The following is a 14678-nucleotide window of genomic DNA, read 5'->3' as shown; positions in this document are numbered from 1 at the left end:
GGGGACACCTTTTCTTGGGGACGCCGATGGCCAACAAGTCAGCCGAGCAACGCAACCGCGTCGAAACCGCCCTCGACCGGGTCCGCCACCAGATCGGACTGGTACTGGGCGCGGCGGCCGGTGCGCGCCAGGCCGCGGAGGCCGACCTCGCCAAACTCCGGCTGGAGCAGGACATCGTCCGCGTCGGCCTGAACCACGCCAGCACCGAACAACAGAACGAGTGGGCCCGCCACCCCGCCGCGCACGAGGTCTTCGGCGCGCTCGGGACCGTGCGAAGCGCTTTCTACACCGACTGGAGCCAGGGGCCCGCGACGCTGCGGGAACTGGTCGCGCAGAACGCACCCGGCCCGGCCGGGCTGCCGGCGGGCGACTGGCTCGGCACGGTCGGGCACAACCCCGGGCTGACCTCGCCCGGGCTGTGGCGCGTCGGCTCCGCCACGGCGGCCGGCAGCGACGCCACCCGCACCTTCGACGTCGCCGTCCCGTTGCTCGACGAGTCGCACCTGGCGATCACGTCGGCACCCAAGACGCGGCCGGTCATCGACGGGATCGTGCAGAACCTGCTGATGCGCGTGCTCTCGACGTTCGAGCCGGGTGCGGTGCGCGTGCACCTGTGGGACATCGGGCAGCTGACCGCGATCCTGCCCGACCTCTACCCGCTCAGCCAGACCAGCGCGCTCTCGCTGTACGACCCGGGCCGGCTCGAGGACCTCCTCGACGAGCTGGCCGGGCACATCCGCCGCATCCACGCCAGCTGCATGTCCGCCGGGTTCACGTCGCTGCGCGAGATGCGGCAGCGGAGCGGGCAGCGCGGCGAGCCGTACCGGATCGTCGTGCTGTACGGCAACGGCGAGACCCTCGAACCCGAACGCGCCCGCGACCTCAAGCGCGTCGCGAGCGGCGCGCTGGCCGCGGGCATCTGCCTGCTCATGGTCGACGTGCCGACCGCGGTGAGCGCGCCGGTCGAGACGCTGAGCCTGCTCGACGACCGGCACGCGATCAGCAGCATGACCGGCACCGACCTGGTCGTCGACCTCGATCCCGCGATGCCGTCGGCGCAGGTGATCCGGGCCGTCGACAAGATCGCCAAGGCGCTGATCGCCAAGCAGGGCGGGCCGCGGTCGTTCGACGACCTGCTGCCGGCCGAACTGGGCCGGGAGAGCTCGGCGCGGGAACTGCGGGCCCCGGTCGGGTTCTTCGAAGGCGAGCCGGTCGAGGTCGTGATCGGCGACGCGAGCCCGCACGCGCTGATCGGCGGGCCGTCCGGTTCGGGCAAGACGAACTTCCTCTACGCGCTGCTCGGCAGCCTCGCGGCGCGGTACACGCCGGAAGAGCTGGCGCTGTACCTGCTGGACTTCAAGGAAGGCGTCTCGTTCGCCGGGCTGGCGCCGGGCCGGAAGGACGCCAGCTGGCTGCCGCACGCGCGGCTGGTCGGCGTCAACGTCAACACCGACCGCGAGTTCGGCCTGGCGCTGCTGCGGTTCCTCGCCGACGAGCTGCGGCGCCGGTCCGCGGCCGCGAAGGAGCACGAGGTCACGAACCTGGCCGACCTCCGCGAAGCCGATCCGGGCGGGCACTGGCCGCGGATCGTCGCGGTGATCGACGAGTTCCAGTACCTGTTCGCCGGCCGCGACCAGGTGACGGCCACGGCCACACAGCTGCTCGAGGACATCGCGCGGCGCGGCCGGTCGCAGGGGATCCACCTGGTGCTGGCCAGCCAGGACGTCGCCGGGATCGAGGCGTTCTGGGGCAAGCCGGCCGTGTTCGAGCAGTGCACGCTGCGGATCGCGATGCCGAAGGCGCGGCGCGTGCTGGCCGAGACGAACAACGCGGCGGTGTCGGCGCCGAAGTGGCACGCGGTGATCAACCACGACTCCGGTGTCGCGCACGGCAACCAGCTGGCCCACATCCCGGACGCGAGCAGCAAGAACGTGTTCGTCCGGCTGCAGCACCGGCTGTGGGAGGAGTACGCGGGCCACTTCCCGCGGCCGCGCCTGTTCGACGGCGCGCACCAGCCGATCCTGGAACAGTTCCCGGCGTACCTGGACCTGAAGCCGAACTCGAAGCCGCGGGCCCTGCTCGGCCAGTCGATCGACGTGACGGAGACGGCGTGCGGCGTCGACCTGCCGCGCGCGCCCGGCCGCAACGTCGCGGTGCTGGGGTCGGCCACCGCCGAGGCACTGTCCATCATGGACTCGGCGGCGCGGTCGCTGTCCCGGCAGTACGAGTCCGGTGAAGTCGAGTTCATCCTGAGCTGCCCGATCGAGTCGTGCGCCGACGCGGCGATGGAGCTGGCCTCGCGGTTGCGCGAGGACCACCACGCGGCGACGCTGGTGGACGACCTGACCGGCGTCCTGGAGTCGATGACCGGCTCGCTGTCCGGCGGCGCGAAGGTGCTGCTGCTGTACGGCGTCGACGCCGCTTTGCCCGCCCTGGAAACGAAAGCGGTCGGCCAGCTGAAGAGCGGTCTCGACCACCTGCGGGTGGTGCTGAAGCAGGGGCCGGGCCACGGCATCCACACGATCGGCTGGTGGCGCAGCATCGCCCGGCTCAAGGACACGCTGGGGTTCGGCGGCACCGACGACATCAGCACGTGGGCGGCGCTCGACGTCCAGGGCAACGAGCTGTCGCCGTTCGCGGCGGGCCAGGTGGTGCACTGGTCGCCGCGCCCGGGCCGCGCGTTGTTCTTCGACCGCACCACCCACGGCGCGCCCGAAGTGATCATCCCGTTCCAGCGTCCGGAGAACGTGCAATGAGCGACGACGGCGCCACCGCGGCCATGCGGTACAAGGAGATCATCGCCCTGTCCCGCGGCTCGGCGGACAACCTGCGCCAGTGGGAACTGGCCCGGGCGGAGGCCCTGGACACCGAGATCGAGGCGGCGACGACGGCGATCGAGGCGGCCACCGAGCGCGAGGCGAGGGCGGCCGAGCGGGCCACGCGCTGGTGGAAGATGGCGCTGCACAACATCCAGGGCCTGACGTGGCTGCCACCGGGCGACGACCCGCGCCCGGTTTCGACGGCGCGCGCGGCGTACCTGGAGCGGTACCTCGAAGAGGTCAAGCCGAGCTACCAGGAGCTGGTGCAGGCCGTCCTGGCGTTGGGGTGGCGCGCGAAGCGGGCGGCGGCGAAGCGGGGAGAGCAGCCGCCGATCTAGACGTCGAAGACGGTGTCGTAGGGGTCTTCCTCCTCTGCTGGAGCCCGCTTGCGCGACGGCGGTCGCCGGGACTGCTGCCCCGGCGCAGGTTGCCGGGGCGGCTCGGCCGGCTGCGGCACCCCGGCCACCGGCCGTCCGCCGACGGCCACCGCTTCCCGGACGGCGGCGGTGATGGTCCGGCTCAGCGCCCCGGCGTCGAGCCGCATGGCTTCGGGCGCGAGCCGCACCTCGCTGATCCCACCGGGCCCGGCCAGGACGGTGACCGACCGGTCCGGCGAGACGACGGTCGTGTGGTTGCCGCCGGTGATCCCGTCGAGCGCGCGCTGGTTCTCGGCTCTGCGGTCTTCGATCTGCTTGAGCTGCCAGCGCATTTCCTCGATGAGCTGCGCGTTGTTCATGGTCTCCCCGGTACCCGGACGAACTCGTAGAATTTGGCGAAAGGGTGCTTTACCAGGCCGTAACCCCGGCTCTGCGCGACCCAGCGGAGGTCTGCTTCGGCCACGCCGAATTCCACCGTCCGGATGGAGACCCGCTCCCGGCCGTCGAGCCGTGCCGCCAAGCGGGACAGCTGCTTTTCCCGTGGTTCCCGGCCCCGCGCGACCCGCATGATGCTCACCGCCCACCTCGCCGCGAGCAGACCGCCGAGCACCAGCAGCATCGCCAGGACGAGCAGGGGTGCGAGGGTGTTGTCGGTGTGAACGGCCAGGTCCCTCATCACGCCGCCTCCCCGCTCCGGAGACTCCAGGCCACCTTGGCCGTCGCCTCGGCCACCGCCGGCCACGCGTCTTCGGACTCCGCCACCACCGACAGGATCACCACGGACCGGCCGTCCGGCAGCGGGATCTGGTACTCCGCCTTGATCTGCGTGCGGGCGTCCCGTTCGGGCAGGTGGAACTTTCCACCGCTGATGGCCACGACGGCCGGGCCGATCGGGAGCCGCACCGGCTGCACCACGGCCCGCTTGTGGCGGCCCCGGTACTCCTCGGCCATGGCCGCGACCAAGGCGTCCCGGCTGCCGGGGGCGGTGTCCGGCCACTGCGCCACCCCGAGCGTCAGGGTGGCAACGTCACCCTTCCGCGGGCCGACCGCGAACTTGCCGAACACCCGGATGCCGTTCGCCTGCATGGTCGGCACCAGGGCCATCAGGTAGCTGCCGAACTCCTCGACGCTGCTTGCGGCCACGTTCTCGGCCACCATCCAGGCGTGGCGGCGGTTGAGCCGGTCGTCGTCGCCCACCGGGAGTCCGGCGAACCCGGGCGGCAGATCGATCTGCAGCGGCATCAGTTCCACACCTCGTCTTCCGCCCGCCGGCGCCGCCGATCCGGCGCGTTGTCGGCCCGCTCGCCGGCATCGCCCGCGTTCTCCATCGCCACCACCGCCAGCGGAGCGGGCCCGACGACCAGCGACGAGCCGGCGGCGGCCAGCTGCCCGGCGTCCTTCGGCACCCAGTAGTTGAGGAAGTCGCCGATCGGCCCCTCGAACTTCGCCCCGGCCATCCGGGCACCGGCGTCGGCCTCGAACTGGGCACCGACCGCGCCGTACCCGATGCCCTTCGCCACCGCCGCGCCTCCCGCCGGCAGGAACGCGCCGATCAGCGAGGTTCCCGCCCCGACCGCGTCGAAGACCAGGGTTTCCGGGGCGACGTCGGCGCCGGCCAGCTTGGCCGTGCCGTGGTCGGCGAGCGCGGCCACCCCGAACGTGGTCGCCACCACTCCGGCTGCCTCCTTGAACGGATCGGGGAGGAACTCGCCGACCAGCCCGAGGGCATTGCCCATGTCGCCCACCACGTCCGAAGCCTTCGCGATCAGCTCGGCGTGGTCCTGGACGAAGTTCCACGCTTCATCCACCCCGTCCGCGAGGGTGTCCGTCAAGTCACCCAAACCGCCGACGACCGCGCTGCTCAGCTTCTCGAGAAGGTCCGGCTCGTCCGGAGCCAGCTCCTTCGCCTGCCGCAGCTGCTCGGCCACCCTGGCCGCGGCTTCCGTGTGCTCCTGCTGGAGCTGCTTCGCCGCGTCCTGGACGTTCTGGCAGCCGTCGATGGCGGCCTGGAGCTGGTGCCCGGCGTTGTCCAGCAGGCGCTGGGCGATCTGCAGGGACTGCTGGTCCGGGAACGTCCGGTTCGCCAGCGCCAGGTCCGGGTTCGCCCGCGCCTGCTCGGCCGCCTGGGCCGCCGCCTCCGCCCGGGCCTCCAGGTCGGCCGCGCGTTTCTGCAGGTCGCCGAGGCTGTGCGCCCAGCCTTCGAGCGCGTCGGCGGCTCGGCCCATCGACTTGGCCGCGTCGTCGAGGTAGCCCGGCAACGGACCGATGCGGCGGGCGAAAGCGGCACTCGCCTCGCCCTGCCAGATGCCCTGCTTCCGGACGATCCGGCGGAGCGCATCATCGGCCTCGGTCAGGTCCTCGCTCACCTCGCGGTACTTGCCGGCCAGGTCGGTGATGCCGTCGAGGTCGCCCGGCGCCGGGTCGAAGCCCAGGGCCGGGAAGTCGCGGGCGCTCACCGGTCGAGGCCGTTCAGGAGGTCGGTGATGCCACCGGTCGCGCCGCCACCGACCGGCCCCTCACCCGGCTCGGTCTTCGAAGCCAGGCCGTCGATCCCCGGGACGCCGCCGGTGTAGCCACCACCCACCGGGCTTTCCCCCACCGGGCTTTCCCCCACCGGGCCTCCGCCCAGCGGGCCACCGCCCACAGAGCCTCCGCCCAGCGGGCCACCGCCTACCGAGCCTCCGCCCAGCGGGCCACCGCCCACAGAGCCTCCGCCCACCGGGCCACCCGCCGGCGACCCGATCCGCGGGTGGTCGCCCTTCACCCCACCGGTGGGGTCACCACCGTCCCCCAGCACCGCCGCGCCGAACGCCCCCAGCTGGTCGCCGAACTGAGCCTCGATCTGCTCGTACTTCTGCTTCGCCGCCTTCAGCCGCTCCGTCACTTCCGAAGCCGCCTCGCCCAGGCGGCCGATGCCGTAGCCCCACGCCTCCTCGAACTCGACGCCGGCCTGGCCCAGCTCCGCCGTGCCGAGCGACCCGAACGCCCCGCCACCGCCGAGTTTCCGGTTGGCTTCGGTCATCTTGCCCGCCGCCGTGTCGAGGTCGCCGATGAGCTTGCCCAGCTCGTCGACCTTCACCGCGTACCCGTCCACGCCACCTCCCCTGTGGTCCCTTCAACCGTAAGACGGCCGTCAACGCTCCGGGGTTCCCCGATCACCCGATGGAGTGGCGACGCAAAAAGGCCACTCCCGGGCGAAGGGCCCGGAAGTGGCCTCAGTGCGGGAAAAGCTACTTCCCGAAGACCTGCTCCAGCCAGTCGAGCAGGTCGTACAACCCGTCCAGCACCGCGTTGCCCGCGCCCGGCCGGAAGCGGATCACCTGCGGGTCGTGGTCGCTGGCCTGGTCCGCGAACTCCGCGTTGATGTGGACGACGTCGTAATCCACGCCGCGCGGGGCGTTCGAGGCCAGGATGTGGTCCAGGACCTGGGACTGGCCCTCGAAAACGTAGCTGTACCGCTCGGCTTCGGGCACCGACGCGATCAGGTCCTTCAGCGCGCCACCGGCGGTGAGCGTCTGGACCGCCGGCGAGAACGGGTAGTCGTTCAGGTCACCCGCCACCACGATGTTCGCGCTGCGATCGGCCGCCAGCAACGAATCGACGAACCCGCGCAGCACCGTCGCCTGCTTCGCCCGCTGCACCTCGGAACTGCGCACCGGCGGCTGGAAGCGGCCGTGCGTCGGCTGGTCGCCGCCCTTGGAGTTGAAGTGGTTCGCGATCACGAACACCGTGCGGCCCTTGAACACGAACTCGCCGGCCAGCGGCTTGCGGCTGGTCGTCCACGCCTCGTTCGCCGGGTCGACGCGGCCCGGGGACGCCGTCAGGTGCGCCTTCCCGTGCTCGCGCACCACGCCGACGGCCGTCGTCGAAGTCCCACCCGGACGGTCCACAAAGGACACGCGCGCCGGGTTGAACAGGAACGCCACCCGGATGTTGCCGCCCGGCTGGCCGCCGTCCTGGTCGTTGACCGGGTCGATCGAACGCCACTGGTAGCGCGGGCCGCCCTTGGCGACGATGGCGTCGGTGAACTTCTGCAGCGTCTGATCCGCCGCCACCGTGCCGTCGTCGGTCGCGCCGGTGTTGTCCTGGATCTCTTCCAGGTTCACGATGTCCGGCGTCGCCAGGTGCGTCACGATCGCCTCGCCGAGCCGGTCGTACTTCGCCTGCGGGTCGCTCGGCGCCAGGTTCTCGACGTTGTAGGTCGCGACCGCGAGCTCGCCGGTCCGCTGCTTGCGCGTGGTCTCGGCCTGCAGCCCGTTGTCCTTTTCGGTCCCCAGCACGCTCGCGAACAGCGTGTAGCCACCGAAGTTGCTGTACTCGACCGGGCCGGACGTCGTGCCGGTCAGCACGTCGCCGACGTTGAGCTTCGGGAACGGCCGCTGGTCGAACGGGATCAGCGACGACACCTTCATCACACCGCTGTTGAGCTGGTCGTAACCGAGGTAGACGCTGCCGCCGCGGACCGACTCGTGCTGGTCGGGCTTCGACGTCACGTACAGCTCGTTGAACGAGTTCGACGGGCCGACGACCCGCGCGTCGGTGACCGAAACGATCTCGCTCTCGTGCGCTTCCCAGAAGTCCAGCGCGTACTTCGCCGGCTCCAGCGGGAGGGACTCGATGTTCCCGCCGGGCGACGGCGCGTACGTCGTCGGCACGGTGTCCGGGTTCAGCACGGTCGGCGCCGGCAGGGCGTTCCCGTGCGACCCGACCGTCCACTGTGCACCGCTGAGCTCGGTGAGCGACTGGTAGTTCGACGTCGCCGGCGCGTCCGGGTAGAACTCGCGGACGGTGCCGGTCGCGGTCACCGCGTCGCCGACCGCGACGGCCGGGCTCGTCGAACCGGTGAAGACGAACAGGCCCTCGCTGGTGCGCGGGTCGTTGTCCGGGTTCGGGTCGGTGAGCCAGAACCCGCGCGACGAACCGAACGTCCTGGTCGCGGTGACGACGCCGGTGACGTCGCCGACCTTCTTGTCCTTGAACGGCGAAAGCCGCGTGGTGCCCTGGATGTCGTGGATCTTCGCCGGGGTCGGCGCCGGGCCGGTGTCCCCGCCGGTCGACTCGCCCGCGGTGTTGGTCGGGGTCGGCGCGCCGACGGTGAAGTCGGCGGCGTTGTCGTCGGTGTCGGCCAGCGCGGTGCCGCGCGCGACCGACGTCGTGTTCGACGGCGCCGCGGTCGGGTTGCCCTCGCGGACGGTCGCGGTGCCGAAGCCGACGAGGTCCTTGACCCGCGCGTCGGCCGCGCAGTCGGCCGCGGTCTTGCAGGTCAGCGCGGTGGTGCCGGAGACGAGGGCGATCGTGCCCGCGGTGGCCGACAGCGCGATCGTGCCGGTCGCGTCCGGAGTGGGCAGTTCGACGGTGCCGCCGGAGCCCTTGCTCTCGGCCACCAGGTAACGCCCGCCCGGCGCGACGCTGCCGGCCAGCGGCGTCACCTGCCAGGTGCTCGACGGGCTCGCCGAACCCGGCAGGTACTGGACGCTGAAGCCGGCCAGGCTCGCGGCCGCCGCCCCGCGGTTGGCGAGCTCGACGAAGTCGCTCGTGAGCGTGGCTCCGGAGTTGCCACCGCCGCCGTAGACCTCGGCGATGACCGCGTCGGCGCTCGGCGTGGCGAGCGCGGCCGGTGCGGCCACGCCGCCGAGCACCAGGCCCGACGCGACGGCCACCGTGAAGGCGGCCTTGGATCTGTGGGTCTTGGTCACCCTGAGTCCCCTTTGTGCTTGAACAGTCGTGGCATAGTCCCCCGAACAAGTGAGGAGGAGGAAGACAACAATGCAACGATTCGTAACAACTACTTTCGTCGTCACTCACTCGGCAGAGCAGGTTTCGTGATCACGCTGGTACTGGGCGGAGACGTCAATCTCCACGGCCGGGCCGCACCGGCCTTCGGGCAGCTGGAGCCCCTGTTCAAGGGCGCCGATGTCCGGTTCGTGAACTTGGAAGGACCGTTCGACGCGGCGATGGCCGAAATGCTGACGTCGGCCGGTGTCGACGTCGTCTCGTGCGCCAACGACGCTTCGCACCCGACGGCGACGCTGAGCGTTCTCGACCACGCCGGGATCGCGCACTGCGGCGCGGGCGCCGACCTCGACGCCGCGCACGCGCCCGCGGTGGTCGAGCGATCCGGCAAAAAGGTCGCATTCCTCGCGTACACGTCACTTCGCCTGCCCGGTCAGGTCGCCCGGCCCGACGCCCCGGGTGTCGCGCAAGCGTTTGCGACCACGGCGTACCAGCCCGATCCCCGGATCGCGGAGATTCCCGGCCGCCCGCCGCTCGTCCGTACCGCACCGGTCCCCGAGCACCTCGACCGGCTCGTCGCCGACGTGAAGCGCGCGAAGGCCGCCCATGACCACGTCGTCGTCTCGATGCACTGGGGCCTGCCGGGCGCGGAACTGGCCGAATACCAGGTCACCTACGGGCGCGCGGCCATCGACGCCGGCGCCGACCTGGTCGCCGGGCACGGGCCGCGCACCATCCAGGCCGTCGAGGTGCACCGCGGCCGGCCGATCCTCTACAGCCTCGGCAGCCTCCTCGCCGACCGGCCGGACGGGCTGCTGGCCGGGTGCATGTTCGGCGACGAGCCGCGGCTCGAGCTCATCCCGGTGCGGCGGACCGCCGACGGCGAGTGCCGGCCCCTCGCCGGGGAGGACGCCGACCGGGTGCTGCGGTACGTCGCGGAGATCTCGGCGCCGCGGGCCGCCCGGGTGACCGTCCAGGCGGGAATCGCGTCCGTAGCCGTTGGCCTGTAACGGATTGCGCTTGATCTGTGACAGCCGGACACCGCCTTGTCACCCATCCGGCGCATCTGCCTTAAATGCAGCTCAAGGACGGGAACAACCCGTGTCAAGCGGCGGTACGGTCTGCGTGAGCCGCCGGAAAAGTGGCACAGACCACTCCCCCGACAGCTCGCGGTCGGCACATCACGTGGGGGAGGGGGAACGATCATGTGGGGGCTGATTGTTCTCAGCTGCGTGTTCGTGCTGGTGCTGGGGATAGCCGCGGTCGTGGACCTGAGGGACCACGACCGCGGCGAACACCGGGTCTAGCGCACCGCCTGCCTCGCCTTGTACCGGCCCAGCAGCGTCCGGGCTCCGGCCAAGGCGACCCGGCCCGCGCCCTTCGCGCTCGCGGCCAGCACCGTCGTCCAGTCGAAGTAGTCGCGCCAGAGCACGATCCGGCCGCCTTCGACCTCGAACGTGCCGCACACCCAGAACTCCGCTTCCCACGCGCCGCGGCGCAGCACGTCCGTGCGTTCGGTGAGCACGACGTTGCCGTCCGCGGCGATGTGGTGCGTCCGGGCTTCGAACCCGGAGCCGTACTTGGCCATCACGCGCAGCTGCTTCTCGACCGCCGCGACGCCGCGGGCGGGCGGCAACGGCACGTTCTGGTACACGATGTCGCTCGCCACGAACGTCAGGGCGCGGTCGACGTCGAGGTCTTCGAGGGCCTTGAGGAAACCGGTCACCACTGCTTGGGGTTCTTCGGTCATGACCCCAGGCTAAGGCTCAGAACGGCCGGTCGCCCGCGATGGCGACGCGCTCCGCGATCCGGACGTGCGGGTGGTAGTCGTTGACCGCGTAGTGCTGCGTCGCGCGGTTGTCCCAGAACGCCACCGAGTCCGGCCGCCAGCTGAACCGGACCTGGAATTCCGGCGTGTGAGCCTGCAGGAAGAGGTACCGCAGCAGCCGGTCGCTCTCGTCGCGGTCCAGGCCGGCGATGTGCGTGGTGAACGCCTGGTTGACGAACAGGGTGCGCCGCCCGGTCTCCGGGTGCGTCCGGACCACCGGGTGCTCGACCGGCGGGAAGCGGTCCTGCCACCGCGCCAGGAGCGCGGGATCGGAGAACCGGTCGAAGCCCGGGAGGTAGTCGTGGACGGCGGTGAGCCCGTCGATGCGGGCGCGGACGGCTTCGGGCAGGTTGTCGTAGGCCGCGGCCATGTCGGCCCACAGCGTGTCGCCGCCGACGGGCGGGACCTCGATCAGCCGCAGCACCGAGCCGAGCGCGGGGGCGGGCCGCCAGGTGACGTCGACGTGCCAGATGTTCTCGTAGCCGGGCATCGCCGCGGTGCGCTCGAAGCGCGTGACGGCGTCGTCGTCGCCCTTCGGGATGAACGGGTTGGTCTCCAGCTCGCCCCAGTTCGCGGCGAAGGCGCGCTGCTGCGCCGACGTGATGTGCTGGTCGCGGAAGAAGATCACCTTCCACTCGAGCAGGGCGCGGTTGAGCTCCTCGCGCAGCTCGGGGGTGAGCGGCTCGGCGAGGTCGACGCCGTCGACCTCGGCGCCGATCACCCGGCTCAGCGGGCGGAGGGTGAAGAGCGTGAAGTCGTTCTGCGGTTCCCGCAGAGTTCGCGGGCCTTCGAGGAGGCCATCCGCGGGCGCGACGGCCTCACGCAGCTGAATCCGGGCAGGCAGCTCTACGGACATGGTTGTGCTCCAAGGGTTTCGGGGATGCGGGACGCCGGGTTCGCCTCAGGCGGGCGGCGAACCCAGGCGGCCGCGGCGCAGCAGGAGCTCCACGACGCCCTCCCCGATCGACCGCGCGAGGGCCCGGATCGGCGTGCTTTCCGAGGTGGCGGGCATGCGTTCATGGTCGCTTTCTCCCCGAGCCGCGGTCAAGACGTCCACTTGGTGGAACGTTGTTCAACGCCGCAGGTCAACCGCGATGCCGGCGGCTCGGGAGGATGAGGCAAGATCTTCCCCGATCGGGTGAGCGCCCTTGACGACGGAGGTCCCCATGCCGGAAGGCAGAGGCTCGCGGATCGGTGACAACCCGGGGCTCCGCCCCGAGGCCGGGGGTTTCGCCACCCGGAACCCCCCGCCGAAGGCGGACCGGCTGCGTGCCGGAGCCGACCTGCTCGACCAGGCGGCGGCCGCCGACGACAAGGCCGCGGGCCGGTTCGCCGAAGCCCGCGTCGAGTCGACGCCGTTCGGCATCTCGCCGCAGGCCCGCGAACTGGCGGCGCGCTGGGCCGCGGCGCTGGCGGCGCGCGAAGCGGACGCGCGCGTCCTCGGCGACGCGACGTCCGACCTGGCAGGCCGGCTGCGCATGGCGGCGGAAAGCACCCGGAGCACCGGCTTCCGGGGGCGGTTAGCGGTGGCACCGTGACCGCCGAGGTCTTCGAGCACCCGGCCCTGTCGTCGGCCGCGGCCCAGCTCTCGGCGTTGCGCGCGGCAGCGGGCCGGCTCGGCGTCCCGGACCCGGTGGCGGCGTTGCGGCAGCTCGACTGCGCACCGGCGTCGATCCGCGCGTCGGCGTCGGCGGTCGACACCGGCGCGCTCGGGATGACCGCAGCGCAGGAGGAGTTCCGCGCTGGCGTCGACCGCGCGGAAACCGGCGGCAGCAGCGAAACGTTCGGCACCTGGGCGGACACAGTGGACGGTCAGTACGCCGCGGCGGCCCGCGCGGCCGCGTCGACGGCGGCACTGGGCGCCCGGATCGCCGACGAGCTGGACGCGCTCGCGGAATCGGCGGCCACGGAGGTGGGCGAGCTGGCCACGTCGGCCGCGGCGGCCGTCGACGCGGTGCTGGCGGGCGACCGGTCCGCCGAGGTGGTGAGCGAGGTCAGCGCCGCGTGCACCGCCGTCCTGCGGACGGTGTCGGCGAAGGTCGCGGCGCTGACCGGGCTGGCGGCGGAACTGGAGCCGGTGACGACCCCGGCGGTCCAGCTCAGCTGAAGTGCTCCCGAGCCCACTCGTCGAAGGGCCGCGCGGGGTGCCCGGTGACCCGCGCGACGTCCAGCGACACGGGTTCCGGGTCGTCGACAAGCGACGCCCAGTGATCGACGGCGGCGGCTGCGAATTCCGCACCGAGATAGGCACTCATCTGCGCTATCGCTTCTTCCGGCGGCTGTTCTTCCCATGTGACAGGAGTTCCGAGCGCTTCGCCGACGAGCCGGGCCTGTTCGGCGTGGGCGAGGGCCTCCGGGCCGGTGACGAGGTAGATCTGTCCTTTGTGGTCTTCGGTGAGCGCCTTGACGGCCATGTCGGCGACATCGCGTTCGTGGACGACGGACCGTTTCGCTTGGCCGTGAGCAGCGCGGACGACACCGGTCTTCGCCTGCGGCGCCCAGGCGAGCGCGTTGGTGGCGAGGCCGGTGACGCGCAGGAAGGTCCAGTCATCGGTGACCTTCCGGACGGCGGCCTCGACGCCTCCCCAGACACCACCGTCCCCCGCTTCGGCGGCCATGGCGGAGAGGTAGACGATCTTCTTGCCGCGTAGCGGTTCCAGGGCTGCTTCGATGCCGTCGGCGGTGAAGAAGGGCCAGAGGAGGTAGACGGCATCGACCCCCTCGGCGGCTTCGGTCAGGTCCCGGACGTCGCCTCGGACGACGTCCGAGCCTTCGGTCTCGCCCCGGACGAGGATCCTGGTGCGGACACCGGCGGCCTCGAGGCCGGCGACGACGTGGCGTCCGGTGTGGCCGGTGGCCCCGGTGACGAGAACGGTCATTGGTGCGCTCCTGGTTGCTCGGCTGGTGCCGACCACGGTCACACTTCAAGGGCCCTTCAAGTCAAGCGCGGGACGCGAGGTCCAGCGCACGACGCAACCGCCTGATCCGCCGGGCCGAAGCTTCCCGGCCGAAGCTGTACAAGAACGGCCACTGCGCGCCGGTGTACTGCGCCGACACATAGCCGAGGCGGCGCAGCAGTCCCTTGCCCACCGGGATCGCTCCGAGCAGCACGCCGGTCAGCGAAAGCAGGCTCGGGCCGTCGACGACCGGGCCGGCGACCGCGCCGGCCAGACCAAGGGCGAAAACCGTCGCGTCGCCGCGCCGCGAAGCCCACGACCGGAAAGTGTGCTGCAACTCCCCCGCCTCCATTGTCCGGGCGAGCTCGCGAGCCACCTTGTCCTCGACGGACTTCGGCCGTTCGATCGCCACACTCCGGCAGATGTCCGCGTACCACCGGGTGAGGTCGCGATGCGCCGCCGATCCGAGGAAGCGGCGCAGATCCGGCTCCTTGCCGGCGATCTCCAGCACACGCAGCAGATCGAACAGCTGCGCGGCGAGGTCGGCGTAGTGCTCGTGCTCGTGACTGGCCGGACTCGGTGGGTGGGGCTGCTCGCCCGGATCGATCTGACTGATCCACCGGAGGAACTGAGCATCCTGGCTACCGAGGTAGAACGGCACGTTCGCGTTCGACCGGGTCAAGGCGTCACCGTGGTTGTACGCGGCTCGCAAGACGTGGGTGACCGCCTGCCGGGGGCCGAAATCCTCGCGGCGGATGACGTTGAGCACCGCCTCCGGAATGTGCCGTTCAGGGTTTCGCCGTTCGATCACCCGCTGGATCCGGCCGGCCAAGGCCGCATTTTCGGCGACGTACTGCTCGGCCCAGGCGATACCGTCCTCGGGCGGCGCCACGATCACCCGCCGCTCGGACGGATCGAGGCTGCGGTCGCCTTCCGCGAACCTCATGAGCTCGCCGTCGACCGAGGTCGTCCAGGCCGCCCCTTCCCCCGACGGGTGCCGATCCCGGAACGTGCGGGAAAGCAA

General features: G+C 71.6%; 15 protein-coding genes. 5 read left to right on the top strand and 10 right to left on the bottom strand.

Annotated elements, in window-relative coordinates; all coding sequences use genetic code 11:
- Positions 1-26 precede the first annotated feature (26 nt).
- The gene (locus ABZW17_RS23910) at positions 27-2756 is read left to right on the top strand and encodes an FtsK/SpoIIIE domain-containing protein (protein ID WP_354818067.1); all 2730 of its coding nucleotides are present in this window, start codon (positions 27-29) and stop codon (positions 2754-2756) included.
- Entirely contained in the window at positions 2753-3157 is a 405-nt protein-coding gene (locus ABZW17_RS23905; protein ID WP_354818064.1) for a hypothetical protein, read from the top strand. The genes ABZW17_RS23910 and ABZW17_RS23905 overlap by 4 nt, the downstream gene beginning before the upstream one ends.
- On the opposite strand, the gene ABZW17_RS23900 is transcribed toward ABZW17_RS23905, so the two are convergent.
- The 6 genes from ABZW17_RS23900 to ABZW17_RS23875 all read right to left on the bottom strand — a co-directional run bounded on the left by ABZW17_RS23900 (position 3154) and on the right by ABZW17_RS23875 (position 8892).
- Complete coding sequence (locus tag ABZW17_RS23900) at positions 3154-3555, bottom strand: YbaB/EbfC family nucleoid-associated protein (protein WP_354818061.1); 402 nt, start codon at positions 3553-3555, stop codon at positions 3154-3156. The two genes, ABZW17_RS23905 and ABZW17_RS23900, sit on opposite strands and share 4 nt — an antisense overlap.
- Positions 3552-3872: a hypothetical protein gene (locus tag ABZW17_RS23895; protein WP_354818058.1), complete on the bottom strand. Its 321-nt coding sequence runs from the start codon at positions 3870-3872 to the stop codon at positions 3552-3554. Before ABZW17_RS23895 ends, ABZW17_RS23900 begins: the two co-directional genes overlap by 4 nt.
- Positions 3872-4438 carry a hypothetical protein gene (locus ABZW17_RS23890; RefSeq protein ID WP_354818055.1) on the bottom strand — a complete coding sequence of 189 codons (567 nt, stop codon included), beginning with the start codon at positions 4436-4438 and terminating at the stop codon, positions 3872-3874. The genes ABZW17_RS23895 and ABZW17_RS23890 overlap by 1 nt, the downstream gene beginning before the upstream one ends.
- Complete coding sequence (locus tag ABZW17_RS23885) at positions 4438-5652, bottom strand: putative T7SS-secreted protein (RefSeq protein WP_354818052.1); 1215 nt, start codon at positions 5650-5652, stop codon at positions 4438-4440. The genes ABZW17_RS23890 and ABZW17_RS23885 overlap by 1 nt, the downstream gene beginning before the upstream one ends.
- Positions 5649-6290, bottom strand: a complete 642-nt coding sequence (locus ABZW17_RS23880; RefSeq protein ID WP_354818049.1) for a hypothetical protein — start codon at positions 6288-6290, stop codon at positions 5649-5651. The genes ABZW17_RS23885 and ABZW17_RS23880 overlap by 4 nt, the downstream gene beginning before the upstream one ends.
- A 136-nt stretch (positions 6291-6426) precedes the next feature.
- Positions 6427-8892: an endonuclease/exonuclease/phosphatase family protein gene (locus ABZW17_RS23875; protein ID WP_354818046.1), complete on the bottom strand. Its 2466-nt coding sequence runs from the start codon at positions 8890-8892 to the stop codon at positions 6427-6429.
- Between the two features lie 126 nt (positions 8893-9018).
- On the opposite strand from ABZW17_RS23875, the gene ABZW17_RS23870 reads away from it, so the two are divergent.
- Positions 9019-9939, top strand: coding sequence for a CapA family protein (locus ABZW17_RS23870; RefSeq protein ID WP_354818043.1), 921 nt, complete (start codon positions 9019-9021; stop codon positions 9937-9939).
- Between the two features lie 293 nt (positions 9940-10232).
- On the opposite strand, the gene ABZW17_RS23865 is transcribed toward ABZW17_RS23870, so the two are convergent.
- Entirely contained in the window at positions 10233-10679 is a 447-nt protein-coding gene (locus ABZW17_RS23865; RefSeq protein WP_354818040.1) for a limonene-1,2-epoxide hydrolase family protein, read from the bottom strand.
- Between the two features lie 16 nt (positions 10680-10695).
- Positions 10696-11613 (bottom strand): TauD/TfdA family dioxygenase, encoded by a 918-nt coding sequence (locus ABZW17_RS23860; RefSeq protein ID WP_354818037.1) that lies wholly within the window; start codon positions 11611-11613, stop codon positions 10696-10698.
- 310 nt (positions 11614-11923) lie between these two features.
- On the opposite strand from ABZW17_RS23860, the gene ABZW17_RS23855 reads away from it, so the two are divergent.
- Together ABZW17_RS23855 and ABZW17_RS23850 are read left to right on the top strand one after the other, a co-directional pair.
- A complete protein-coding gene (locus tag ABZW17_RS23855) occupies positions 11924-12295 on the top strand; it encodes a hypothetical protein (protein ID WP_354818034.1) in 372 nt (123 codons plus the stop codon).
- Positions 12292-12864, top strand: a complete 573-nt coding sequence (locus tag ABZW17_RS23850; protein WP_354818031.1) for a hypothetical protein — start codon at positions 12292-12294, stop codon at positions 12862-12864. Before ABZW17_RS23855 ends, ABZW17_RS23850 begins: the two co-directional genes overlap by 4 nt.
- Here ABZW17_RS23850 and ABZW17_RS23845 read toward each other — a convergent pair.
- Together ABZW17_RS23845 and ABZW17_RS23840 are read right to left on the bottom strand one after the other, a co-directional pair.
- A complete protein-coding gene (locus tag ABZW17_RS23845; RefSeq protein WP_354818028.1) occupies positions 12857-13672 on the bottom strand; it encodes an NAD(P)H-binding protein in 816 nt (271 codons plus the stop codon). The genes ABZW17_RS23850 and ABZW17_RS23845 overlap by 8 nt on opposite strands.
- A gap of 25 nt (positions 13673-13697) precedes the next feature.
- A complete protein-coding gene (locus tag ABZW17_RS23840) occupies positions 13698-14600 on the bottom strand; it encodes a hypothetical protein (protein WP_354818025.1) in 903 nt (300 codons plus the stop codon).
- Between the last annotated feature and the right edge of the window lie 78 nt (positions 14601-14678).

The sequence above is a fragment of the Amycolatopsis sp. NPDC004625 genome (assembly GCF_040609695.1).
In the GTDB taxonomy this organism is placed as follows: domain Bacteria; phylum Actinomycetota; class Actinomycetes; order Mycobacteriales; family Pseudonocardiaceae; genus Amycolatopsis.
The sequence above is the reverse complement of the archived record's forward strand: the minus strand, read 5'-3'. Positions and strand labels throughout refer to the sequence as shown.

Bases quoted from the DNA above. Each gene is read 5' to 3' on its own strand.
- ABZW17_RS23910 (WP_354818067.1), top strand. From the start codon at position 27: ATGGCCAACAAGTCAGCCGAGCAACGCAACCGCGTCGAAACCGCCCTC.
- ABZW17_RS23905 (WP_354818064.1), top strand. From the start codon at position 2,753: ATGAGCGACGACGGCGCCACCGCGGCCATGCGGTACAAGGAGATCATC.
- ABZW17_RS23900 (WP_354818061.1), bottom strand. From the start codon at position 3,555: ATGAACAACGCGCAGCTCATCGAGGAAATGCGCTGGCAGCTCAAGCAG.
- ABZW17_RS23895 (WP_354818058.1), bottom strand. From the start codon at position 3,872: ATGAGGGACCTGGCCGTTCACACCGACAACACCCTCGCACCCCTGCTC.
- ABZW17_RS23890 (WP_354818055.1), bottom strand. From the start codon at position 4,438: ATGCCGCTGCAGATCGATCTGCCGCCCGGGTTCGCCGGACTCCCGGTG.
- ABZW17_RS23865 (WP_354818040.1), bottom strand. From the start codon at position 10,679: ATGACCGAAGAACCCCAAGCAGTGGTGACCGGTTTCCTCAAGGCCCTC.
- ABZW17_RS23860 (WP_354818037.1), bottom strand. From the start codon at position 11,613: ATGTCCGTAGAGCTGCCTGCCCGGATTCAGCTGCGTGAGGCCGTCGCG.
- ABZW17_RS23855 (WP_354818034.1), top strand. From the start codon at position 11,924: ATGCCGGAAGGCAGAGGCTCGCGGATCGGTGACAACCCGGGGCTCCGC.
- ABZW17_RS23840 (WP_354818025.1), bottom strand. From the start codon at position 14,600: ATGAGGTTCGCGGAAGGCGACCGCAGCCTCGATCCGTCCGAGCGGCGG.